19 protein-coding genes are annotated in these 21,574 nt (G+C 72.1%); 5 read left to right on the plus strand and 14 right to left on the minus strand.

What is annotated here, in order from left to right:
* Positions 1 to 151: 151 nt before the first annotated feature.
* Positions 152 to 952, plus strand: a complete 801-nt coding sequence (locus ACZ4UU_RS13125) for a VOC family protein (RefSeq protein ID WP_468039372.1) — start codon at positions 152 to 154, stop codon at positions 950 to 952.
* A gap of 61 nt (positions 953 to 1,013) precedes the next feature.
* On the opposite strand, the gene ACZ4UU_RS13130 is transcribed toward ACZ4UU_RS13125, so the two are convergent.
* The 3 genes from ACZ4UU_RS13130 to ACZ4UU_RS13140 all read right to left on the minus strand — a co-directional run bounded on the left by ACZ4UU_RS13130 (position 1,014) and on the right by ACZ4UU_RS13140 (position 4,569).
* Positions 1,014 to 2,201, minus strand: a complete 1,188-nt coding sequence (locus ACZ4UU_RS13130) for a carbohydrate kinase family protein (RefSeq protein WP_468039374.1) — start codon at positions 2,199 to 2,201, stop codon at positions 1,014 to 1,016.
* A gap of 116 nt (positions 2,202 to 2,317) precedes the next feature.
* Positions 2,318 to 3,607, minus strand: coding sequence for a glucarate dehydratase family protein (locus tag ACZ4UU_RS13135; protein WP_468039376.1), 1,290 nt, complete (start codon positions 3,605 to 3,607; stop codon positions 2,318 to 2,320).
* The gene (locus ACZ4UU_RS13140; protein WP_468039378.1) at positions 3,604 to 4,569 is read right to left on the minus strand and encodes a 5-dehydro-4-deoxyglucarate dehydratase; all 966 of its coding nucleotides are present in this window, start codon (positions 4,567 to 4,569) and stop codon (positions 3,604 to 3,606) included. Before ACZ4UU_RS13140 ends, ACZ4UU_RS13135 begins: the two co-directional genes overlap by 4 nt.
* A 112-nt stretch (positions 4,570 to 4,681) precedes the next feature.
* On the opposite strand from ACZ4UU_RS13140, the gene ACZ4UU_RS13145 reads away from it, so the two are divergent.
* Positions 4,682 to 5,476 (plus strand): IclR family transcriptional regulator, encoded by a 795-nt coding sequence (locus tag ACZ4UU_RS13145; protein WP_468039379.1) that lies wholly within the window; start codon positions 4,682 to 4,684, stop codon positions 5,474 to 5,476.
* A 198-nt stretch (positions 5,477 to 5,674) separates the two neighbouring features.
* The gene (locus tag ACZ4UU_RS13150; RefSeq protein ID WP_468039381.1) at positions 5,675 to 6,910 is read left to right on the plus strand and encodes an MFS transporter; all 1,236 of its coding nucleotides are present in this window, start codon (positions 5,675 to 5,677) and stop codon (positions 6,908 to 6,910) included.
* A gap of 16 nt (positions 6,911 to 6,926) precedes the next feature.
* Here the strand turns inward: ACZ4UU_RS13150 and ACZ4UU_RS13155 are convergent, their stop codons facing one another.
* From ACZ4UU_RS13155 to hrcA, 9 genes are all read right to left on the minus strand, one after another.
* Positions 6,927 to 7,919, minus strand: a complete 993-nt coding sequence (locus ACZ4UU_RS13155) for an adenosine deaminase (RefSeq protein ID WP_468039383.1) — start codon at positions 7,917 to 7,919, stop codon at positions 6,927 to 6,929.
* A 20-nt stretch (positions 7,920 to 7,939) separates the two neighbouring features.
* Positions 7,940 to 8,845, minus strand: a complete 906-nt coding sequence (locus tag ACZ4UU_RS13160) for a ribonuclease Z (protein ID WP_468039385.1) — start codon at positions 8,843 to 8,845, stop codon at positions 7,940 to 7,942.
* Between the two features lie 6 nt (positions 8,846 to 8,851).
* Positions 8,852 to 9,205, minus strand: a complete 354-nt coding sequence (locus ACZ4UU_RS13165) for a histidine triad nucleotide-binding protein (RefSeq protein WP_468039387.1) — start codon at positions 9,203 to 9,205, stop codon at positions 8,852 to 8,854.
* Between the two features lie 356 nt (positions 9,206 to 9,561).
* A complete protein-coding gene (locus ACZ4UU_RS13170) occupies positions 9,562 to 12,777 on the minus strand; it encodes a S41 family peptidase (protein ID WP_468039389.1) in 3,216 nt (1,071 codons plus the stop codon).
* 74 nt (positions 12,778 to 12,851) lie between these two features.
* Entirely contained in the window at positions 12,852 to 13,400 is a 549-nt protein-coding gene (locus ACZ4UU_RS13175; RefSeq protein WP_468039391.1) for a hypothetical protein, read from the minus strand.
* Between the two features lie 410 nt (positions 13,401 to 13,810).
* Positions 13,811 to 14,566 carry a 16S rRNA (uracil(1498)-N(3))-methyltransferase gene (locus ACZ4UU_RS13180; protein WP_468039393.1) on the minus strand — a complete coding sequence of 252 codons (756 nt, stop codon included), beginning with the start codon at positions 14,564 to 14,566 and terminating at the stop codon, positions 13,811 to 13,813.
* Positions 14,563 to 15,648, minus strand: coding sequence for a nitronate monooxygenase (locus ACZ4UU_RS13185; RefSeq protein WP_468039395.1), 1,086 nt, complete (start codon positions 15,646 to 15,648; stop codon positions 14,563 to 14,565). Before ACZ4UU_RS13185 ends, ACZ4UU_RS13180 begins: the two co-directional genes overlap by 4 nt.
* A 100-nt stretch (positions 15,649 to 15,748) precedes the next feature.
* Positions 15,749 to 16,885 (minus strand): molecular chaperone DnaJ, encoded by a 1,137-nt coding sequence (gene dnaJ, locus ACZ4UU_RS13190; RefSeq protein ID WP_468039397.1) that lies wholly within the window; start codon positions 16,883 to 16,885, stop codon positions 15,749 to 15,751.
* Complete coding sequence (gene hrcA / locus ACZ4UU_RS13195) at positions 16,886 to 17,902, minus strand: heat-inducible transcriptional repressor HrcA (RefSeq protein ID WP_468039399.1); 1,017 nt, start codon at positions 17,900 to 17,902, stop codon at positions 16,886 to 16,888.
* Between the two features lie 162 nt (positions 17,903 to 18,064).
* Here hrcA and ACZ4UU_RS13200 point away from each other — a divergent pair, with 162 nt between their 5' ends.
* Both ACZ4UU_RS13200 and ACZ4UU_RS13205 read left to right on the plus strand, forming a co-directional pair.
* The gene (locus tag ACZ4UU_RS13200; protein WP_468039401.1) at positions 18,065 to 18,802 is read left to right on the plus strand and encodes an MBL fold metallo-hydrolase; all 738 of its coding nucleotides are present in this window, start codon (positions 18,065 to 18,067) and stop codon (positions 18,800 to 18,802) included.
* Between the two features lie 42 nt (positions 18,803 to 18,844).
* On the plus strand, positions 18,845 to 19,660 hold the full coding sequence (locus tag ACZ4UU_RS13205) for a DUF3097 domain-containing protein (protein ID WP_468039403.1): 816 nt from the start codon (positions 18,845 to 18,847) through the stop codon (positions 19,658 to 19,660).
* On the opposite strand, the gene ACZ4UU_RS13210 is transcribed toward ACZ4UU_RS13205, so the two are convergent.
* Complete coding sequence (locus tag ACZ4UU_RS13210) at positions 19,638 to 20,216, minus strand: Uma2 family endonuclease (RefSeq protein WP_468040181.1); 579 nt, start codon at positions 20,214 to 20,216, stop codon at positions 19,638 to 19,640. The two genes, ACZ4UU_RS13205 and ACZ4UU_RS13210, sit on opposite strands and share 23 nt — an antisense overlap.
* Before the next feature lie 99 nt (positions 20,217 to 20,315).
* Positions 20,316 to 21,548 carry a radical SAM family heme chaperone HemW gene (gene hemW / locus ACZ4UU_RS13215; protein ID WP_468039405.1) on the minus strand — a complete coding sequence of 411 codons (1,233 nt, stop codon included), beginning with the start codon at positions 21,546 to 21,548 and terminating at the stop codon, positions 20,316 to 20,318.
* Between the last annotated feature and the right edge of the window lie 26 nt (positions 21,549 to 21,574).

Below are 21,574 nucleotides of genomic sequence, written 5' to 3' on the forward strand. Positions count from 1 at the left end.
CCTTCGATCGACGGCCGGACCGGAACACCGGTCCTGACGGAGTGATGTCCTCAGTCTCGGAGTGATCCAACCGCGGCGGGGTGAGTTTCGGGGGGCGGGGGCCCGTGCGGGGTGTCAGGCTGAGGGCAGAGGATCTGTGAAGGGAATCGCCATGATCACCACCGATCTCACCCCCGGCTCCCCCTGCTGGCTGGACCTCGGCGCCCCCGACGTCACGACCGCCGCGTCCTTCTACGGCACGGTGCTCGGCTGGGAGTACGAGTCCATGGGCGGTTCGGAGGACTTCGAAGGCGGGATGTTCAAGAAGGACGGCAAGACCGTCGCAGGCCTGGGCAAGCTCACCGAGGAGGGGGCCCGCTCGGCCTGGATGATCTACTACACGGTCGACGACGCGGACGCGACGGCACAGGCCGTGGAGCGAGCGGGCGGCACCGTACGGGTGGCGCCGATGGATCTCGATGACTGGGGCCGGATGGCGCAGTTCAGCGATCCGCTGGGCGGCCAGTTCGCCGTCTGGCAGCCGGGCAAGAACTCGGGCTTCGAGCTGGCGGACGAGACGGGTTCTCTGTCGTGGACCGAGCTGTACACGAGCGACGCCGCGGCCGCGAAGGAGTTCTACGGCGGGATCTTCGGCTGGCAGTACAACGAGATGGAACTGCCGGGCGGCGGAGGCGCGTACACCCTCATCACCCCGGCCGGACGGCCCGAGGACCGGATGCAGGGCGGCCTGATGGAACTGCCCGCGGAGAACCTCGCGCTGGCGAACGGGAAGCCCTACTGGCACCCGGTGTTCAACGTCGACGACTGCGACGCGGCGGTGGCCAGGGTCACCGAGAACGGCGGCAGCGTGCAGATGGGACCGGAGGACGCGGAGGGCGTCGGCAGGCTGGCGGTCTGCCTGGACCCGGCCGGCGCGGACTTCGTGGTGCTGAAGCCGGCCCCACCGAGCTGACCGGCCGGGCCGACCGACCGAGCCGCACTCCGAGGGCGGGCCCTACCCCCTGGCCCCGTCCTCACGCCGACCGGCGGAACCCGATCGTCGGCACCGCCCGCCGCAGCGGCCAGGGTCTCCCCTGCTCTTCCGGCACCAGGTCCGCCAGGAACGCGTACCGGCGCAGCGCCTCGGGGTCCTGCCGGTCGAGGGACCGGACCTTGCGCCACCAGGCGCCGATCTCGGCCCAGCCGGGGGCGGACAGGGAGCCACCGAACTCCTGGACCGAGAGAGCGGCCGTGAGCCCGGCGAAGGCGAGGCGGTCGGCGAGCGGCCAGTCGGCCAGGGTGCCGGTGACGAAGCCGGCCACGAAGACGTCCCCGGCGCCCGTCGGGTCCAGGGCCTCCACGGCGATGGCGGGCACCACGGCCGTCTCCCCGGTCCGCCCGTCGACCGCGTACGCGCCCTCCGCGCCTAGGGTGACCACCGCGACCGGGACGTACGCGGTGAGGGCGCGGGCCGCCTCGCGCGGGCAGTCGGCGCCGGTGTACCGCATGGCCTCCTCGGCGTTCGGCAGGAAGGCCTCGCAGTGCTCCAGGTCTGCCAGTCCGGCCAGGTCCCACGCCCCCGTGTCGTCCCAGCCGACGTCGGCGAAGATGCGGGCGCCCTTGCTCGCGGCCTGCGCGATCCAGGGGGCCCGCCGGCCTGGCACGAGGGAGGCCACGGCGGCACGCGCGCGTGGCGGGCAGTCCGGGGCGGGCTCCTCCGGGGGCGGCTCGTGGCCGTGGGAGACCATCGTGCGCTCCCCCTCGTACGCCATCGACACCGTCACCGGTGAGTGCCAGCCGGGTACCGTGCGCGAGGGCGAGAGGTCGATGCCCTCGCCGTGCTCCAGCGCGTCCCAGCAGTACTCGCCGTAGTGGTCGTCGCCGAAGGCCGCCGCGAGGGACGTCTTCAGGCCGAGGCGGGCCAGGGCCGTCGCCATGTTCGCCACCCCGCCGGGACTCGACCCCATCCCGCGCGCCCAGGACTCGGTGCCGCGCACCGGGGCGGAGTCGAGGCCGGTGAAGATGATGTCGAGGAAGACCGTGCCGGTGAGGTACACGTCCCAGGGCGGGTCGGCGGGTGTGCGCAGACCGGCGAGGGGGTCGACCTGGCTCCGGCGGTACGGCTTGCCCGCCCTGGTCGACGGGCCGTGGGCCGGGGATCCCTGCGGCGAGGATCCCCTTCCGTTTCCGGTCTGCGCGGTGGACGCGGTGGGCGTGGTCACGGTGCGCTCCCTGACGTGGTGCTGATCTGGCCAGTGTGCACCACGTCACCGACAACGCCACGGTGATCCCGCCCGCGCCCCGCGTGGACGGCCGCGCCCGCCCGGTCGGTGGAGCCCTACCAGCGCGGCACCGAAGGCGTCACCCATCCGGGTTCCGCGACCCGCATCGCGGCGGCGTCGTCGCGGTCCCGCAGCGAGCCGTCGTCTTCCAGCCACCGCCGGTGCAGCTCCGCCAGCCGCTCGCGGTCCAGTTCGACGCCGAGGCCGGGCGCGTCCGAGACGGTGACCTTGCCGCCCTCGAGGGTGAGGCGCTCGGTGAGGACGTCCTCGGACTGCCAGGGGTAGTGGGAGTCGCAGGCGTGGTGGAGGTTCGGGACGGTGGACGCCACGTGGGTCATCGCGGCCAGGGAGATGCCCAGGTGCGTGTTGGAGTGCATGGACACGCCGACGCCGAAGGTGCGGCAGATCGCCGCCAGCTGCTGGGTGTTGCGCAGCCCGCCCCAGTAGTGGTGGTCGGAGAGGACGACCTGTACGGCCTCCTTGGTGAACGCCTCCTTGATCTCCGTGAACGTCGTCACGCACATGTTGGTCGCCAGCGGCACCCCGGCCCGCGCGGCGACCTCGGCCATGGCCGCCGTTCCGAGGGCCGGGTCCTCCAGGTACTCAAGGACGTCCCCGAGTTCCCGCGCCACCTTCAGCGAGGTCTCCACGGACCAGGCCCCGTTGGGGTCGAGCCGCAGGGGATGCCCGGGAAAGGCGTCCGCGAGTGCCCGTACGGCCGCGATCTCCTCGTGGGGCGGGAAGACCCCGCCCTTGAGCTTGAAGGAGGTGAAGCCGTACCGCTCGGTGAACTTGCGGGCCTGCTCGACGACCCCGGCCGGGTCGACGGCGGCACCCCAGTCGTCCTTCTCGGCCGCGACGCCCGCCGGGTGCTCGGCCCACTTGTAGAAGAGGTACGCGCTGTACTCGACCGCGTCGCGCACCTTGCCGCCGAGCAGCGCGTGCACGGGCAGTCCGAGCGCCTTGCCGAGGGCGTCCAGGCAGGCGACCTCGAATCCGGAGACGACGGACAGCCGCAGCTTGTCGGCGGTCTGGACGCCGCGCAGCCCGCCGACGTCGACCTGGCCCTGGACCCGGGACTGATCGACGGCAACCTCGTCCGCGACGGCGAACAGAGCGTTCAGGTCGCTGACTTGACGGCCGATCAGCTTCTCCGCGAACGGCCTGGCGAGCTCCAGGTACTTGGTGTCGCCGTACGTCTCACCGACCCCGGTGATCCCTCCCGCCGTCTCGACCTCCACGATCAGCCGGGGCGTGTAGGGCTGGTGGACGCCCTGGGTGTTCAGCAGGGGCGGGTCGGCGACCAGGATGGGCGTGAGGCGGACCTCGGTGATCGTGAGGTTCACAAGGCGGCTCCTACGAGGTCGAGGCCGGTGGCGAGGAGGGTGCGCAGGTCGGCGAGGTCGGCGGCCGAGGGGTCGGTGAGCGGGGCGCGTACGGGGCCGACGGGGCGGCCGCGCAGCCGGGCGGCGGCCTTGACCAGGGACACCGCGTATCCGGGCACCCGGTCGCGGATCTCGACGAGCGGGACGTAGAAGTCGCGCAGCAGCTTGTCGGCCGTGCCCTGGTCGCCGCCGTGGAGGGCGGCGAAGAAGGCGTTCGCGATCTCGGGGGCGAAGGCGTGGACGGCGGACGAGTAGGCGGGGACGCCGACGGTGGCATAGGCGCGGGCCTGGATCTCGGCGGTGGAGGCGCCGTTGAAGAAGAGGAAGCCTTCGGGGGCGGCGAGGGTGAGGCGCTGGAGGCGGTCGAGGTCGCTGTGGCCGTCCTTGAGCCCGATGACGTTCGGGATGCGGGCGATGCGCTTCAACGACTCGGCGGTGTAGGCGACTTGGCCTCGCTGGTAGGCGATGAGGGGCAGCCGGGTCCGGGCGGCGAGCTGCTCCAGCTGGGCGACCAGGCCGTCCTGCGGGGCGGCGACGAGGTAGTGGGGCAGGACGAGGAGGGCGTCGGCGCCGGCCTCCTCGGCGATCCGGGCGAACCGCGCTGCCTGCGCCCAGCCGTACCCGGCCCCGGCGACGACGGGTACCCGCCCGCCCGACTCCTCGACGGCGATGGAGACGACCTGCCGGTACTCGCCCTCGTCCAGCGAGAAGAACTCGCCGGTGCCGCAGGCCGGGAAGACCGCGCCGGGGGCGGTGGCGAGCTGGGCGGCGACATGGGTGCGGAAGCCGTCCGGGTCCAGCGTGCCGTCGTCGTGGAAGCTCGTGAGCGGGAACGACAGCACGCCCTGTGCCATGCCGTCCCGCAAGCGCCGGACCGTGACCGTATGCGCGCCGGTATCCGTATCGAGGCTCACCCTCGCCATCTCCCCATCTCCAGATGTAGATGTCATCCATGTATGAGAATCGAGATTAGGTAGGCGAACCACGACCGTCAATGGCACGGTCCGCCCGAGCGGCGACGATTACCATCGCCCCATGTCAGAGACAGGCGGCGTCCGCGAAGTGAAGTCGGCGGCGCGCACCGTGGAGTTGCTGGAGCTGCTCGCCGCGCGCGGCGACCGCCCCGCCCGCCTTCAGGAGCTGGCCGAGGCGCTGGACGTGCCGCGCAGCTCCATGTACGCCCTGCTCCAGACCCTGATCTCGCGCGGCTGGGTCCGTACGGACGTCACCGGCTCCCTCTACGGCATCGGCATCCACGCCCTGCTCACCGGCACCAGCTACCTCGACTCCGACCCGCGCGTCCGGGTAGTGCGCCCGTATCTCGACGAGGCGTCGCAGGCGCTGGGCGAGACGATCCACATGGCTCGGCTGGACGGCCGGGACGTGGCGTATCTGGCGACGCGCGAGTCACACGAATACCTGCGCACGATCAGCCGGGTGGGCCGGCGCCTGCCCGCACACGCGGGAGCCCTGGGCAAGGCCCTGCTCGCCGAACGCCCCGACGCCGACCTCCCCGACGGCCCGTACGAGCCCCTCACCCCGCGCACCCGCACCACCCGTGACGCCCTCGCCGCCGACCTCGCCGAAGTACGGGCGCGCGGCTACTCGATCGACCGCGAGGAGGGCGTCCCCGGCATCGTCGGCTTCGGTTTCGCGCTGCGCTACGAGGTCCCGGCCCAGGACGCGATCAGCTGCTCGGTGCCGGTGGCACGGCTGTCGGCGGGCCACGAGGAGCGGATCGTAGCGGTGATGCGGGAGATCAGGGCGAAGATCGAGGCGACGGCTCCCGGCGGGAGCGGCGGGGGCGGGGCTGTGCACTGGCGCAGGTGAGGGCATCTCTCCGGCGCAGGCGAGGGCACCTTCTACCCGTGATCCCCCACCCCAAACAGAACGTGCCTCAGATCACACCCCCCGCGCTTCTTCACGCCTCCCCCCGCTTGATACAAATTGCCCGCGCGTTCCTGTCCGTCGACGGCCTGCGCCCCTCCCCCTCTTGAGCCGCTCCTTTCGCATGCCCTGGGAACGCCCGTGTTCGCCCCTCGCACCACCCCCTGGCCCCTCGTCGCCCTTTTCACGGCCGGGTACCTCGCTCCGTATCTGCTGCCGACGGTCGTCGGCAGACTCGACTCCGGACTTCCGCTCACCCCCACCCAGGCGGGTGCCGTCGGCAGTGCGCTGCTGCTGAGTTCGGCGTCGGCGGGCTTCCTGCTGGCCTCACGGGTGGAGCGGGTCGGCGCCCGCAGGCTGGCCCGGACCGGGCTCGCGCTGGCGGTCGTCGGCTACGGCGCCGCGGCGCTCGCCCACGCCCTGCCGGCCGTGGTGCTGGGCGTCCTGGTCGGCGGCTTCGGCTCGGGTACGGCGACGGCGGTGGCCGCCACCGGGATAGCCGCCCTGCGGGAACCTCACCGGGCCACCACGCTCGGCCTCCTGGGCGTCTCCGCCCTCGCCGGCGCCGTCTATCTGACGGTGCCGCACCTCGGGGCGGGCCACGGCCAGCCGCTGGCCGCCATCGCCCTCATGGCGCTCGCCGTATGGCCACTGACGACCCGTCTGACGTCGAGCGGTGCCCCGCAACCCCGGACGCGGGCAGCCACCACCCGCCTCCCCCACCTCCGCCACGGCCTGGCCCTCGCCGCCTGCATGCTCTGCTGGTCCCTCGCCCAGAACTCCCTGTGGGGCGTCAGCGGCCGGATCGGCCTGACCCAGGCAGAGCTGACCGAGGCGACGGTCGGCGCGGTGTTCGCCGTGGGCCTCGGCGCCGGGCTGCTGGGCGTGACCGGGGCGGGAGCGCTCGGCCCGCGCCTCGGCCGCGCGCTCCCCATCGGTGCCGGTACGGCCCTGATCGCGGTGTGCATCGCGCTCAGCGCGTCCGCGACCGACCTGACGACCTTCGCGGCCGGCGAGATCGCCTGGAACACGCTCTACCCGATCGTCCTGTCGTACGTCATCGGCCTCGCCGCCTCCCTCGACCCGCGCGGCCGCTGGGCGGTCCTCGTCGGCTCGGCGTCCTCCCTGGGCACCGCGGCGGGCCCCCTGACCGGCAGCGTCCTGTCCGCCCAGGCCGGCTTCCCCGCCATGGGCACGGTCCTCGCCACCGGGCTGCTGATCGTCGCCGTACCGATGACGGTCGTGGCACTGGCCCGACGCCCGCAGGAGACGGTCGAGGTGGCCGAAGGCGTGGAGATCATGGAGGTCGTCGAGATCCCTCTGGACACCACCGAAGCCACCCCGACGGCCCCGGACCGCCTGACCGCGGCGACCTGAACCGTCTCCGGCCCGGCTACCCGAACTCGTACGCCTCCACCTCGGCCAGATACCGCCCCCGCAGTTCCTCGTCGTCCTCCAGGAAGGAGGCGAGGAACGAGTTGCGGGCGAGTTCGCGCAGCCGCTCATCGGACAGGTCCAGGCTCTGGTGGACCGCGTCGAAGTTGTCTCCCGCGTAGCCGCCGAAGTAGGCCGGGTCGTCGGAGTTGACCGTGCACATCAGGCCGGCGTCGAGCATGCCGGGCAGCGGGTGGTCGGCGAGGACGTCGACGGTCCGCAGCCGTACGTTCGACAGCGGGCAGAGGGTCAGCGGCACCCGGTCCCGGACCAGCCGCTCGACCAGCGCCGGGTCCTCCATGCACCGCAGCCCGTGGTCGACGCGCTCGACGCCGAGGATGTCGAGGGCCTCGGCGATGTAGGCGGGCGGCCCCTCCTCACCCGCGTGCGCGACGCGCCGCAGTCCGAGGGCGGCGGCGGCCTCGTACACCTCGCGGAACTTCACCGGCGGATGGCCGACCTCGGCCGAGTCGAGGCCGACGCCGGTGATCCGGTCGAGATACGGCTCCGCGGCCCGCAGCGTCTCCATGGCCGACTCGGCGGAGTCGTCGCGCAGGAAGCACATGATGAGCCGGGTCGAGATCCCGTGGTTCGCCTCGCTGTTCCCCAGCGCCCGCCACAGCCCCTCGACCACCGTGCCCAGCTCCAGGCCCCGCTTGGTGTGCGCCTGCGGGTCGAAGAAGATCTCCGCGTGCCGTACGCCCTGCGCGGCGGCCCGGGCGAGGTAGGCGTTCGCGAGGTCCTCGAAGTCCCGCTCGGTGCGCAGGACGGCCATGAGCTCGTAGTACAGGTTCAGAAAGGACTGGAGGTCCTCGAACTGGTACGCCTTGCGGAGCTCGCCGGTGTCGGCGTACGGCAGCTCGACGCCGTTGCGCGCGGCCAGTTCGAAGGCGAGCTCGGGTTCAAGGGTGCCTTCGATATGGAGGTGCAGTTCTGCTTTCGGGAGGGGCATCAAAGCATCGTACGGCGGTATTACCGACGTTTCGGCAGCGGCACCCGCAGGAGGTCGTACGCCACCGTCAGCTCCCCGTCGAAACCGGCGTCCCGCGCCTGCCGCTCGAACTCGTCCGGCTCGCTGTAGCGCTGACTGAAGTGCGTGAGCACGAGATGCCGTACGCCGCACTCCAGCGCGACGCGGGCGGCCTGACCGGCGGTCAGATGGCCGTGCTCGACGGCGAGTTCGACGTCGTCGTCCAGGAAGGTGGACTCGATGACGAGCATGTCGCAGCCGTCGGCCAGGGCGTACACCCCGTCGCACAGGCGGGTGTCCATGACGAACGCGAAACGCTGCCCGCGGCGCACTTCGCTCACCTCCGCGAGCGAGACCCCGCCGAGCACGCCGTCCCGCTGGAGCCGCCCCACGTCCGGCCCCTTGATGCCGTGCGCGGCGAGGCGTTCGGGCAGCATGCGGCGGCCGTCGGGCTCGACGAGGCGGTAGCCGTACGACTCGACGGGGTGCGACAGCCGGGCGGTGTGCAGTGTGTAGCCACCGGTGTCGGCGATGACCCCGTCCTCGCTGACCGGCGCCTGAGCGAGGTCGACGGTCTCCCGGTAGGCGGTGGCGTACCGCAGCCGGTCGAAGAAGCGCTGTCCGGAGAGCGGGTAGTGGGCGGTGACGGGGTGCGGGACCTTGTCGAGGTTGATCCGCTGGATGACGCCGGCGAGGCCGAGCGAGTGGTCCCCGTGGAAGTGGGTGACGCAGATCCGGTTCAGGTCGTGCGCCGCGACGCCGGCCCGCAGCATCTGCCGCTGCGTGCCCTCGCCGGGGTCGAAGAGGATCCCTTCGCCGTCCCATCGCAGCAGGTAGCCGTTGTGGTTGCGGTGCCGGGTCGGGACCTGGCTGGCCGTGCCGAGGACGACCAGTTCGCGTACGGACATGGTGAGTTACCCGGGGGGCCACTGCATGCCGCGGCCGCCGAGGACGTGGGCGTGCGTGTGGAAGACGGTCTGGCCCGCGCCGGCGCCGGTGTTGAAGACGATGCGGTAGCTCTCCAGCTTGTCCTCGTCGGCCACGGCCTGGGCCTCGCGCAGGACGTCAGCGGCGAGGGCCGGGTCGGCGGCGGCGAGGGCGGCGGCGTCCTTGTAGTGCGCCTTGGGGATGACCAGGACGTGGGTGGGTGCCTGGGGGTTGATGTCCCGGAAGGCGACGGTCGTGTCCGTCTCCCGGACGATCGTCGCCGGGACGTGCCCTTCGGCGATCTTGCAGAACAAGCAGTCGTCCCTCGGTTCCCCTGCCATGCGTGTGCCTCCTCACGCCGGGTGATCTCTTACGGGGCATGCTATCGCCGGGAACACAGGGTTCCTCGCCCCCGCCGCCCCTACCCGTCCCATCCCTGGGGGCTGCGCCCCCAGACCCCCGCCATCGGCCCTCCGGGCCTCGTCCTCAAACGCCGGACGGGCTGAAAAGATCCGGCCCGGCCCGGCAAATCCAGCCCCTCCGGCGTTTGAGGAGCGGGGTCTGGGGCGGAGACCCAGAAGGGGCGCGGGGAACTGCGCGACCAGCCCCCACTCGCCCGCACCCGAAGAAACGACCCGGGGTCGAAGGGGCGAAGCCCCTGGAGACGGGACGGGTAGGGGCGGCGGGGGCGAGGGGCTCACCGGTCCGGCAGTGGCGGTGCCGACTTGGCCGGCCGTTCCTCCAGCCCCGCCAACGCGAGCCGCACCGCCTCGTCCAGCTGTGTGTCCCGCCCGGCCACCCAGTCCTGCGGACGTTGCACCACCTCCACGTCCGGGTCCACCCCGTGGTTCTCCACGTCCCAGCCGTGACCCTCCAGCCAGATGGCGTACTTCGGCTGTGTGATCAACGTGCCGTCGACCAGGCGATAGCGGCTGTCGATGCCGATGACGCCGCCCCACGTCCGCGTCCCCACCACCGGCCCGAGCCCCAGCGCCTTGATCGCCGCGTTGACGATGTCGCCGTCGGACCCGGAGAACTCGTTCGCCACCGCCACCACGGGCCCGCGCGGAGCATCCGCCGGATAGCTGTACGGCCGCATCCCGCGCGGCAGTTCCCAGCCGACGATACGCCGGGCCAGTTTCTCGACGACCAGTTGCGAGGTGTGGCCGCCGCCGTTCTCCCGGACGTCCACGACGAGGCCCTCACGGGCCACCTCGACCCGCAGGTCACGGTGGATCTGGGCCCAGCCGGGCGCCTGCATGTCGGGGACGTGGAGGTAGCCGAGCCGGCCGCCGGACTTCTCGTGGACGTACGCGCGCCGGTCGGCCACCCAGGCGTGGTAGCGGAGCGGCTGTTCGTCGGCGATCGGTACGACGACCGCGTGCCGTACCTCCCCGCCCCCGGCCGGCGAGACCGTCAGCTCCACCGCCTTGCCCGCCGTGCCGACGAGCAACGGTCCGGGTCCGGTCACCGGATCCACCGGCACCCCGGCCACGGCCACGATCGCGTCCCCGGCCCGCACCGCGACCCCGGGTGCGGCCAGCGGTGCCCGGGCGTCGGGGTCGGAGGTCTCCGACGGCAGGATGCGGTCGATGCGCCAACTGCCGTCCTTGTGACGGGAGATGTCGGCGCCGAGCAGGCCCTGGCGGGCGCCGCCGCCGTAGCCGCCGCGCCCCGCGACGTACGCGTGCGAGGTGCCCAGCTCGCCCTGCACTTCCCAGAGCAGGTCGATCAGGTCGTCGTGGGTGGCGACCCGGTCGAGCAGGGGGCGGTAGCGGTCCAGTACGCCCGCCCAGTCGACGCCGCTCATGTCCGGCCGCCAGAAGTGGTCGCGCATGATGCGACCGGTCTCGTCGAACATCTGCCGCCACTCCGCCGACGGGTCGACCGTCTGCCGTACCCGCGTCAGGTCCACGGTGATGTTCGAGTCGCTCTCGTCGTCGCCGGAGGCACGCCGGTCGCTGGGGACGACCTTGAGCCGGCTGTCGGTCCACAGCAGCACACGCTTGCCGTCGCCGCTGACCTCGAAGTGGTCGGCGTCGTCGGCGAGATGCTCGATCCGCCGCTGGACTAGGTCGTAGCGCTCCATCTCGCTCTTGGGCTCGGGGTCGTCGGGCGTGGCCCGGGTGGCGCCGAGCGCGCCGCGCACGGGATGCCGCAGCCACAGCACGCCGTCCTTGGCGGCCCGCAGGTTGGTGTAGCGGGCGGCCTCGACGGGGAACGGCACGATCCGGTCGGCGAGACCTTCGAGGTCGATGCGGGTGGTCGGGGTGCCCTCGCTGTCGGGGGTCTCCTCCTTGTCCGGCGCGTCGAAGGGGCGGCCGTGCCGCTGCGGGCCGAAGGGGGACGGGGTGGTCGCGGCGAGGGTGATCAGGTGGGGGCGGGAGCCGACCACGAAGGCGAGGTCGAAGACGTGCTCGTCGTAGACGGGGTCGAAGGCCCGGGTGGACAGGAAGACCAGGTGCTTGCCGTCCTGGGTGAAGGCGGGCGCGTAGTCCTGGAAGCGCAGGGGGGTCGCCTCGGAGACGGACAGGTCGGTGGTGTTGGCGAGCTTCAGCTGGGACAGCGGGCGCGGGCCGGGGTGCGACCAGGCGAGCCAGGCCGAGTCGGGCGAGAAGACAAGACCGGACACGTCGCCGTCGGCGCTGCGGTCGACCTCGCGCACCTCGCCGGACTCCCGTTCGACGAGCAGCAGCCGCCCGTCGTGCCCGGCGACCGCCGCCCGGCTTCCGTCGGGTGCCATGGCGAGCTCCAGGACCCGGCCCAGCTGTCCGGCGCCGAGCCTGCGCGGCGTGGCACCCGGTGCGAGGCCGGTCGCCGGGGCGAACTCCAGGGCGTCGTCGCCCTCCGCGTCCGTCACCCACACCACCCACTCCTCGCCCTCCGCCCGGAAGGTGCGCGGCAGCCGGGCCCGTACGCCGGGCTCGGCGGCGAGGGCGCGGGCGGGTCCGGAGCGGTGGGTGACCCAGTGCACGGCGCCCCGGACGCAGACGGCGCTGCCGCGTGCGGTGTGGTCGGGCGCGGCCTCCCCGAAGGCGCGGGCGGCGTTCAGCGTGTACGTCTGCCGGTCGGTGCGCTGTCCGCCGAGCCGGATGTCGAGCCGGCGCGGCTCGGACCCGTCGAGGTCGTCCAGGAGCCACAGCTCCCCGGCGCGGGCGTACACGACGCGGGTGCCGTCGCTCGCGGCGTGCCGGGCGTAGAACCCTCCCCCATCCGGGGTGTGGCGTCGTAGGTCCGACCCGTCGGCGAGGGACGAGTACAGCGCGCCCACCCCCTCGTGGTCGGAGAGGAAGGCGATCCGGTCACCGGCCCACACGGGGTACTCGATGTTCCCGTCCAGGTCCGCGTGCAGCCGTACGAAGTCGCCGTCGCCCGCGAGGTCGATCCACAGCTTCCCCGCCGTACCGCCCCGGTAGCGCTTCCACCGGGCGGCCTCCAGCCCCATCGGCGCGGACGCGAGGACGAGCTGCGGCCCGTGCACGACGTCGGCGACGGGGCCGTACGGCAGGGTGGTGGCCGGGCCGCCGTCGAGCGGGACCGTGTGCGCCCAGGTGCGGCGGCTGCCCGCTTGGCCCCGGGTGCTGATGGCGAGGATCCGGCCGTCCGGGGTCCAGCCGCGTACCCGGGTCTGCCAGCTGCCCCAGTGGGTGAGGCGCTTGGCGGGGCCGCCGTCGACCGGCGCGATGTGCACCTCGGGGGCGCCGTCGCGGCTGGAGGTCCAGGCGACGGTCGTGCCGTCGGGGGAGATGCGCGGCAGGGTGACCGGCACGTTGTCGGCACTGACCCGCCAGGCCCGGCCGCCGTCGAGCGGGGCGAGCCACACGTCGTCCTCGGCGGTGAAGGCGACCAGGTCACCGTGGAGATGTGGATACCGGAGATAGGAAGACGATCCGGGCGTCGCGGGCTGAGTCACCCGCTCACCATAAGCAGGGGCGGCGTCCGGGGACAGACCTTTGGATCACTTGCCCAACTCCCGGCCGAAAGCGCTCACTTGCCCTCCGGCCAGCAGTTCGGGTGCTGCTTGCAGTAGACGGTCTTGGTGACGGTCACGGTGACGGTGGGCCCGGGCTGCTGTCCGCCGCCGGACGGGCTGACCGGCGAGGGCGTGGCGTCGCAGTCGCCCAGCCCGTTGACGTGGAACCACTCCTTGCCGCCGATCTCGGCGACGAGGTCCCCGCGCACACAGGAACCGCTGACCGCCCGGGTGATCCGGCCGGTGACGACGATGTCCTTGCCGTCGGAGGTCTCGCCCTCGCAGTCGACCTTGACGACGGTGTTCGCACTGGCCGTCGCCCCGCCGGACTTGCCGTCGCCGTTGTCGTACGAGCCGGTGCAGTTGAGCCACCGCACGTCGGCCTTCTGCCGCTCCAGCTCCGCCGTCACGGTCTGGTCGGTGGTGAACGCCACGGTCGCGCTGCTGAGCCCACCGGGATCACAGGCCGTCATCCCTCCGACGGCGAGCACGGCGACTCCCACCGCACCCGCCACTCGCGGGCGCCTGCCAACACGACCCCAAACCCTGCTGAAAGCCCCCATGAGAGGGCAGCCTGCCACTGTCCCGGCCGCCGCGGTAGAGCGCATACGGCCACTCGCGGGGCCTCCGGCAGGCGGCCCCTGTCCCAGGCTGTCGCCAGCTGCGTCAAGGGCCGCACCGAAGCTCCACGCACGTCGGCGTAGCAGCGTTGGCGCACTCGTCCGCGCGAAGGCAGACGATTCCGGTCCGTACCGTGCGCGGTACCACCTCGGGTTCCTGCTTCACAGGCCCTCGCCGTCGTCCCCGTAGGGCGACGGTCTTACGTGGGCCTCCACAAGCGTCACTTCCCGCCCGCCCGGCGGTAGGTCCTGCCGGACGCCATGACCGTGACAACACCGCACCGCACCGCCAATCGCGTGCGATCGGCCGAGCGCCACACCTCAAGGTGACAATATCGAACAAGCTACCGACGTCAGGACCAGCGGCCGGTGCGGCCGAGGAGCAGTGCCGTCGCCGCGGTTCCGGCCGTGGAGGTCCGCAGGACGGTACGGCCCAGACGGTACGCCTTCGCTCCCGCCTCCTCGAAGAGGGCCAACTCCTCGGGGCTCACGCCGCCCTCGGGTCCGACGACGAGGACGATGTCGCCCTCGGCGGGCAGCGACGCCGTGGCCAACGGCTCGCTGCCGTAGGCGCGGTCCTCGTGCAGTACGGCGGCGAAGTCGGCCCCCGCGAGCAGCGCCGCGACCTGCTTGCTCGTGGCCGGCTCGGCGACCTCGGGGAAACGCACCCGGCGGGACTGCTTGCCGGCCTCACGCGCGGTGGCCCGCCACTTGCCGAGGGCTTTCGCGCCCCGCTCGCCCTTCCACTGCGTGATGCACCGGGCGGCCGCCCACGGCACGATCGCGTCGACGCCGGTCTCGGTCATGGTCTCGACGGCCAGCTCACCGCGGTCACCCTTGGGCAGGGCCTGGACGACGGTGATACGGGGCTGCGCGGACGGCTCCTGCGCGACCGCCCCCAGCTCCACCACCAGCCGGTCCTTGCCCTCGGCCGCCTTGACGACGCCCTCGGCCCAGCGCCCGAGCCCGTCGGTGAGGACGACGTCCTCGCCGGCCCGCAGCCGCTTCACCGAGACGGCGTGCCGCCCCTCCGGCCCGTCGAGGACGTACTCCCCACCGGGGGCGACGCCTCGCTCCAGCGACTCGACGACGAACACCGGTGCCGTCATCGGCCGGCACCGCCCCGCGGGAAGGCCGACAACGCTGTCGACGCCGCGGCCAGTTCGGCGATCAGGACGTCGACCAGCTGTCCGGCGGGCAGGTCACGGGCCATGCGGTGCCCCTGCCCCGCCCACAGGGCCATGCCCTGCGGGTCGCCGGAGGAGGCGGCCTTCTTGCGCAGGGGTGAGGTGAGGTGGTGGATCTCGGGAAAGGCGGCGGGGGCGTACGGGCCGTGCTCGCGCATGAACCGGTTGACCAGGCCACGGGCCGGGCGGCCGGAGAACGCGCGCGTCAACTCGGTCCGGACGAACAGCGGGTTGGTCAGCGCCTGCTTGTGCAGGGCGTTCGCGCCGGACTCCTGGGTGGCGAGGAAGGCGGTGCCGAGCTGGGCGGCGCTCGCCCCGGCCGCGAGGGCGGCGGCGATCTGGCTGCCCCGCATGATGCCGCCGGCGGCGACGAGAGGCAGGCTCACGGTCTCCCGGACCTGTGCGACGAGGGAGAGCAGCCCGATGCCGGAACCGTCGGTCTCCGGGTTGTCGCGGTGCGTCCCCTGATGCCCGCCGGCCTCGACGCCCTGCACGATCACGGCGTCCGCACCGGCCCGCTGCACGGCGACGGCCTCGTCCGGGGTGGTGGCGGTGACGAGCGTGAAGGTCCCGGCGCGCCGCAGGGACTCCAGCACCTCGCCGCTGGGCACGCCGAAGTGGAAGGAGACGACCGGCACCGGGTTGTCGAGCAGCACCGCGAGCTTGGCGTCGTACCCGTCGTCCCGCCCGCTGTCCGGGTCCCCCAGCTCGGTCTCGTACCAGGCGGCCTCACCGGCGAGCTGATGGGCGTAGACATCCACGGCGGCGGCATCGGCGTACTCGGGCTGCGGCATGAACAGATTGACCCCGAAAGGCCTGCCGGTCAGCCCCCTGAGCTGCTTGATCTCCTGGTACATCCCGTCGGCCGTCTTGTACCCGGCGGCGAGGAAGCCCAGCCCACCGGCCTCGGCCACGGCAGCGGCGAGCTGCGGCACGGAGACGCCGCCCGCCATGGGGGCCTGCACGATCGGATGGGGGAAGAGATCGGTCAGCGCGGAGGACATGACGGCATGTTGTCACGTCCTCCGAACAAGTCCGAATCGGCCCTTCCCCTTGGCATAGGCCAGCAATTTCCCAAGGGGATCAGCACCCGTCGCCCACGGCTCAGCGCCCGTTGAACGCATCCTTCAGCCTGGAGAACAGCCCCTGCTGCCCCGGCTGGAACTGCCCCTGCGGACGCTCCTCGCCACGCAGCTTGGCCAGCTCGCGCAGCAACCGCTCCTGCTCGGGATCCAGCTTGGTCGGCGTCTGCACCTCGACGTGCACGATGAGATCGCCGCGCCCGCCGCCCCGCAGATGCGTCACGCCCCGCCCGTGCAGCGGGATCGACTGGCCGGACTGCGTGCCCGGCCGGATGTCGACCTCCTCCATGCCGTCCAGCGTCTCCAGCGGCACCTTCGTGCCGAGGGCCGCCGCCGTCATCGGGATCGTCACCGTGCAGTGCAGGTCGTCGCCGCGCCGCTGGAACATCGCGTGCGGCAGCTCGTGGATCTCGACGTACAGGTCACCGGCGGGACCGCCGCCCGGCCCGACCTCGCCCTCACCGGCGAGCTGGATCCGCGTGCCGTTGTCGACACCGGCCGGGATCTTGACGGTCAGGGTCCGACGGGACCGTACCCGCCCGTCGCCCGCGCACTCGGGGCACGGTGTCGGCACGACGGTGCCGAAGCCCTGGCACTGCGGGCAGGGCCGGGACGTCATGACCTGGCCGAGGAAGGACCGCGTCACCTGCGACACCTCACCGCGACCGCGGCACATGTCACACGTCTGGGCGGAGGTGCCGGGGGCGGCCCCCTCACCGTTACAGGTGTTGCAGACGACGGCCGTGTCGACCTGGATGTCCTTCGTCGTACCGAAGGCCGCCTCGTCGAGCTCGATCTCCAGGCGGATCATGGCGTCCTGGCCCCGGCGGGTACGCGAGCGCGGACCGCGCTGCGACGCCGTACCGAAGAACGCGTCCATGATGTCCGAGAAGTTCCCGAAGCCGCCCGCGCCGAAGCCGCCGGCTCCCGCGCCGCCCGCCTGGGACAGCGGGTCGCCGCCGAGGTCGTAGACCTGCTTCTTCTGCGGGTCCGACAGCACCTCGTAAGCGGCGTTGATCTCCTTGAACCGCTCCTGGGTCTTCGGATCCGGATTGACGTCCGGGTGCAGCTCGCGCGCGAGCCGCCGGAAGGCCTTCTTGATCTCTTCCTGCGACGCGTCGCGACGCACGCCGAGAACGGCGTAGTAGTCCGTGGCCACTTACGACTCCGCCAGGATCTGTCCGACGTACCGTGCCACTGCGCGTACCGCTCCCATCGTTCCCGGGTAATCCATGCGGGTCGGTCCGACCACGCCGAGCTTGGCGACTGCCTCGCCGCCCGAACCGTAGCCCACCGACACGACGGACGTGGAGTTGAGTCCCTCGTAGGCGTTCTCGTGCCCGATGCGCACGGTCATGCCCGAATCCCCGGCCTCGCCAAGGAGTTTGAGGAGCACGACCTGCTCCTCCAAGGCTTCCAGAACGGGCCGGATGGTGAGGGGGAAGTCATGTCCGAAGCGGGTGAGATTGGCGGTTCCGCCGATCATCAGCCGCTCCTCGTTCTCCTCGACCAGCGTCTCCAGGAGGGTGGAGAGCACGGCCGAGACGGTGCCGCGGTCCTCCAGGTCGAAGGCCTCGGGGAGGTCCTCGACGAGGGTCGGCACATCGGTGAAGCGCCGCCCGGCGACCCGGCTGTTCAGCCGCGCGCGTAGATCCGCGAGCGACCCTTCGCCGAAGGGGACCGGACAGTCGACCATTCGCTGCTCGACCCGTCCGGTGTCCGTGATCAGTACGAGCATCACGCGCGCGGGCGCGAGGGACAGCAGCTCGACATGGCGGACGGTGGACCGGGTCAGCGACGGGTACTGCACGACGGCGACCTGCCGGGTGAGCTGCGCGAGCAGCCGCACGGTGCGGGCCACGACGTCGTCGAGGTCCACGGCGCCGTCGAGGAAGTTCTGGATGGCGCGCCGCTCCGGCGGGGTCATCGGTTTGACGCCGGCGAGCTTGTCGACGAACAGCCGGTAGCCCTTGTCGGTCGGGATGCGGCCGGCACTGGTGTGCGGCTGGGCGATGAAACCCTCGTCCTCCAGGGCCGCCATGTCGTTACGGACGGTCGCCGGGGAGACACCGAGGTTGTGCCGCTCGGTCAGGGCCTTCGAGCCGACCGGCTCCTCGGTCCCGACGTAGTCCTGGACGATGGCACGCAACACCTGAAGCCTGCGTTCACTCAGCAATCGCGCACACCTCCAGAAGTCGTCCCCTTGGCGCCTCGCCTGGCACTCTGCTCAGGTGAGTGCCAACCGTCCCCGGCCAGTGTACGGCGGTGGGGTACGCCCCGGGCAAGGCCGGTCACGGACCACAGTGCCCGACGCTGTCGTCTTGGCTAGCGTCGCCGTATGACGGTGACTTGGGAAGAGCTGGGGTGGGAACGGCTGGCGGCGGGGGTCGGGCGGTGCCGGCTGCCGGGCTGGGACTGCACGGCGGGGCTGGTCGTCGGGGACGGTGGCGCACTGCTCGTGGACGCCGGGTCGAGCCTCGGGGAGGGCGTGCGGTTGCGTACGCAGGCGCAGTGGCTCGCCGGTCACCGTGTGACTCATCTCGCGCTGACCCATCCGCACTTCGATCATGTCTTCGGGGCGGCGGCGTTCGCGGGGGCCGAGGTGTACGGGGCGGTGGGCGTGGACACGGTGTTCGCGCACGAGCGGGCGGAACTGCGCGCGGACGCCGTACGCCACGGCCTGGACCAGGACGCGGCGGACGAGGCGATCGACGCCCTGGTCCACCCTCACCACCAGGTGAGCGGCGAGTGGACCCTCGACCTGGACGGCGGCCGTCAGGTCCTCCTGGCGAACGTCGGCCCGGCCCACACGGCCCACGATCTGGTCGTGCTCGTACCGGGCGGGACCGTCGGCGACCGGGAGGTGGTCTTCTGCGGCGACCTGGTGGAGGAGTCCGGCGACCCGCAGGCCGGCCCGGACGCCGTACCGTCGCACTGGCCGGCGGCCCTGGACCGCCTCCTCGACCTGGGCGGCGAGGACGCGCTGTACGTGCCCGGTCACGGAGCGGTGGTGGACGCGGAGTTCGTACGACGCCAGCGCGACGCCTTGGCCGCCCGCTTCGGCGTGTCGGGCTGAACGGCGGGACGCGCGGGCCGGGCTTCTCCTATCGTCATCCGAATGCGCCAGTACTCCCCCGACCTGACCCCGCCCTGGAAGAAGCCCAAGCCGGCCCCTGAGGTCCCGGCGGACCCGGGTCTGGTGGTGGAGGAGCCGGGCACGGGCTTCTGCGGCGCGGTGATCCGCTGCGAGGCGGGCACGGTGACCCTGGAGGACCGCTTCGGCAAGCACCGGGTGTTCCCGCTGGAGCCGCGCGGGTTCCTGCTGGAGGGCAAGGTGGTGACGCTCGTACGCCCGTCGAGCGCGGCTCCGGTACGGCCCACCCGCACGGCCTCCGGTTCGGTCGCCGTCCCCGGCGCACGCGCACGCGTGGCCCGCGCCGGCCGTATCTACGTCGAGGGCCGGCACGACGCCGAGCTGGTCGAGAAGGTCTGGGGCGACGACCTGCGCATCGAGGGCGTGGTCGTGGAGTACCTGGAGGGCGTCGACGACCTGCCGTCGATCGTGGCCGAATTCGCACCGGGGCCGGATGCCCGGCTGGGAGTCCTGGTGGACCACTTGGTGCCGGGCTCTAAGGAGTGGCGGATCGCCGAGTCGGTGACCAGCGAGCACGCCCTGGTCGTGGGCCACCCGTACATCGACATCTGGGAGGCGGTGAAGCCGTCGTCGCTGGGGATCGCCGGGTGGCCGAAGGTGCCGCGCGGGCAGGACTGGAAGACGGGGGTGTGCCGGGCGCTGGGGTGGCCGTCGGAGAACACCGGGGCGGTGTGGCAGGCGATTCTGAAGCGGGTGGGGTCTTACAAGGACCTGGAGCCGGAGTTGTTGGGGCGAGTGGAGGAGTTGATCGACTTCGTCACGGGTAGCGGTGGGGCCTGACGTCGGGGAACGTTCCGAACTCGGTGGTGTCCAGTTCTAGCCCCAGAGCCTCCACCGGCAGCGGCTCGCCGAACTTTACGATGTGCTGCTTTCGATAGTCGGCTTCCTCGCCCTTACCAACCGGATTCGTCAGCAGGACGCAGTGCGCCATGATCGGGTCGATGACAAGGTAGGCAGGGATTTGGCCCGCTGCGTAGATAGAGCGCTTGACGCAGTAATCCCGTTCGACGCTGGTCTTGGAGACGACCTCGACAACCATGGTGATCACCGTGGACGGCAGTAGGCGCCCCGAGGCGGGCAGGACCTCGGGCGCCACGACCACCAGGTCGGGGACAGGCTCGCTGGCCTCGTCGACAATGTCGATGTCCTGGGTCTGGAGGGGGTACCAGTGCTCGACGGGAATCTGCCTGCTGATCTGCAGCACGTTGATGTTGTGCACCAGATCAGGGCTCGCCATCATCACGATTACCCCCCGGAGTAGCTCGACCTTGACGCCCTCAGGGGCCTCAAGCTCCTCGAAGACCTTCGTCATCGCACGCTCGTCCACAGCGGTCATCTCCATGGCCTCCACATCCGCCGCGTCCTTTTAGCGGCAGCCTACGAACCAGGTTAGGGACCGAACCGACGTTCCGCACCGATTCACACGTCCGAGTGATCAGTCCACCAAATCCCTGACCACCGCATCCGCCAACAACCGCCCCCGCAGCGTCAGCACCGCACGCCCCTCCGCATACGGCCCCTCCTGCAGCAGCCCCTCCCCCAGAGCCCGCCGCGAGGCCGCGAGCCCCTCCTCCCGCAGCAGCTCCAGCGGCACCCCCTCCCGCAGCCGCAGCTCCAGCAGGATCCGCTCGACCCGCCGGTCCTCGTCCGACAGCAGCTCACGCCCCGCCCCCGGCGACCGCCCCGCCGCCAGCGCCCCCGCATACGCGCCCGGATGCTTCACGTTCCACCAACGCACCCCGCCCACGTGCGAGTGGGCCCCGGGCCCCGCGCCCCACCAGTCCGCGCCTCGCCAGTACAGCTCGTTGTGCAGGCAGCGGCCCGCTTCCGAGGTGGCCCAGTTGGAGACCTCGTACCAGTCGAAACCGGCCGCCGTGAACGTCTCCTCGGCGATCAGGTACCGGTCCGCGTGGACGTCGTCGTCCGTCATCGGGACCTCGCCGCGGCGGATCCGGCGGGCCAGCTGGGTGCCCTCCTCGACGATCAGGGCGTACGCCGACACGTGGTCCGGCCCGGCGCCGATCGCCGCCTCCAGGGAGGCCCGCCAGTCGTCGTCGGTCTCCCCCGGTGTGCCGTAGATCAGGTCGAGGTTGACGTGCTCGAAGCCCGCCGCGCGGGCCTCCGCGACGCAGGCCTCGGGGCGGCCGGGGGTGTGGGTGCGGTCCAGGATCTTCAGTACGTGCTGCTTGGCGCTCTGCATGCCGAAGGAGATCCGGTTGAAGCCGCCTTGCCGGAGCGTGGCCAGATACGCCGGGTCGACCGACTCCGGGTTCGCCTCCGTGGTGATCTCCGCGTCCGGCGCCAGTCCGAACTCGTCGCGGATCGCCGCCAGCATCCGTACGAGATCGTCGGCGGCCAGCAGGGTGGGCGTACCGCCGCCGACGAAGACCGTGCGGACCTCGCGCGGGTCGTCGCCGAGGACCTTGCGGGCGAGGCGGATCTCGTCGACGAGGGTCTCGGCGTAGTTGTCGCGGGAGGCCAGCACTCCGCCCGTGCCGCGCAGCTCGGTCGCGGTGTAGGTGTTGAAGTCGCAGTAGCCGCAGCGGGTCGCGCAGTACGGGACGTGCAGGTAGAAGCCGAGGGGGCGGTCGGCGGACCCGGCGAGCGCGGACGCGGGGAGCGCGCCGTCGGCGGGGACGGGTTCGCCGTCGGGGAGTGCGGAGGGCATGTCCTCCATTGTCCAGCACCCCGGAG

Source organism: Streptomyces sp. NPDC028907, from assembly GCF_055564995.1.

Excerpts from the sequence above, each read along its gene's own strand:
- ACZ4UU_RS13125 (WP_468039372.1), top strand. The coding sequence starts at position 152 with ATGATCACCACCGATCTCACCCCCGGCTCCCCCTGCTGGCTGGACCTC.
- ACZ4UU_RS13140 (WP_468039378.1), bottom strand. The coding sequence starts at position 4,569 with ATGGCGAGGGTGAGCCTCGATACGGATACCGGCGCGCATACGGTCACG.
- ACZ4UU_RS13145 (WP_468039379.1), top strand. The coding sequence starts at position 4,682 with ATGTCAGAGACAGGCGGCGTCCGCGAAGTGAAGTCGGCGGCGCGCACC.
- ACZ4UU_RS13155 (WP_468039383.1), bottom strand. The coding sequence starts at position 7,919 with ATGCCCCTCCCGAAAGCAGAACTGCACCTCCATATCGAAGGCACCCTT.
- ACZ4UU_RS13160 (WP_468039385.1), bottom strand. The coding sequence starts at position 8,845 with ATGTCCGTACGCGAACTGGTCGTCCTCGGCACGGCCAGCCAGGTCCCG.
- ACZ4UU_RS13165 (WP_468039387.1), bottom strand. The coding sequence starts at position 9,205 with ATGGCAGGGGAACCGAGGGACGACTGCTTGTTCTGCAAGATCGCCGAA.
- ACZ4UU_RS13175 (WP_468039391.1), bottom strand. The coding sequence starts at position 13,400 with ATGGGGGCTTTCAGCAGGGTTTGGGGTCGTGTTGGCAGGCGCCCGCGA.
- ACZ4UU_RS13180 (WP_468039393.1), bottom strand. The coding sequence starts at position 14,566 with ATGACGGCACCGGTGTTCGTCGTCGAGTCGCTGGAGCGAGGCGTCGCC.
- ACZ4UU_RS13185 (WP_468039395.1), bottom strand. The coding sequence starts at position 15,648 with ATGTCCTCCGCGCTGACCGATCTCTTCCCCCATCCGATCGTGCAGGCC.
- ACZ4UU_RS13200 (WP_468039401.1), top strand. The coding sequence starts at position 18,065 with ATGACGGTGACTTGGGAAGAGCTGGGGTGGGAACGGCTGGCGGCGGGG.
- ACZ4UU_RS13205 (WP_468039403.1), top strand. The coding sequence starts at position 18,845 with ATGCGCCAGTACTCCCCCGACCTGACCCCGCCCTGGAAGAAGCCCAAG.
- ACZ4UU_RS13210 (WP_468040181.1), bottom strand. The coding sequence starts at position 20,216 with ATGACCGCTGTGGACGAGCGTGCGATGACGAAGGTCTTCGAGGAGCTT.
- hemW (WP_468039405.1), bottom strand. The coding sequence starts at position 21,548 with ATGCCCTCCGCACTCCCCGACGGCGAACCCGTCCCCGCCGACGGCGCG.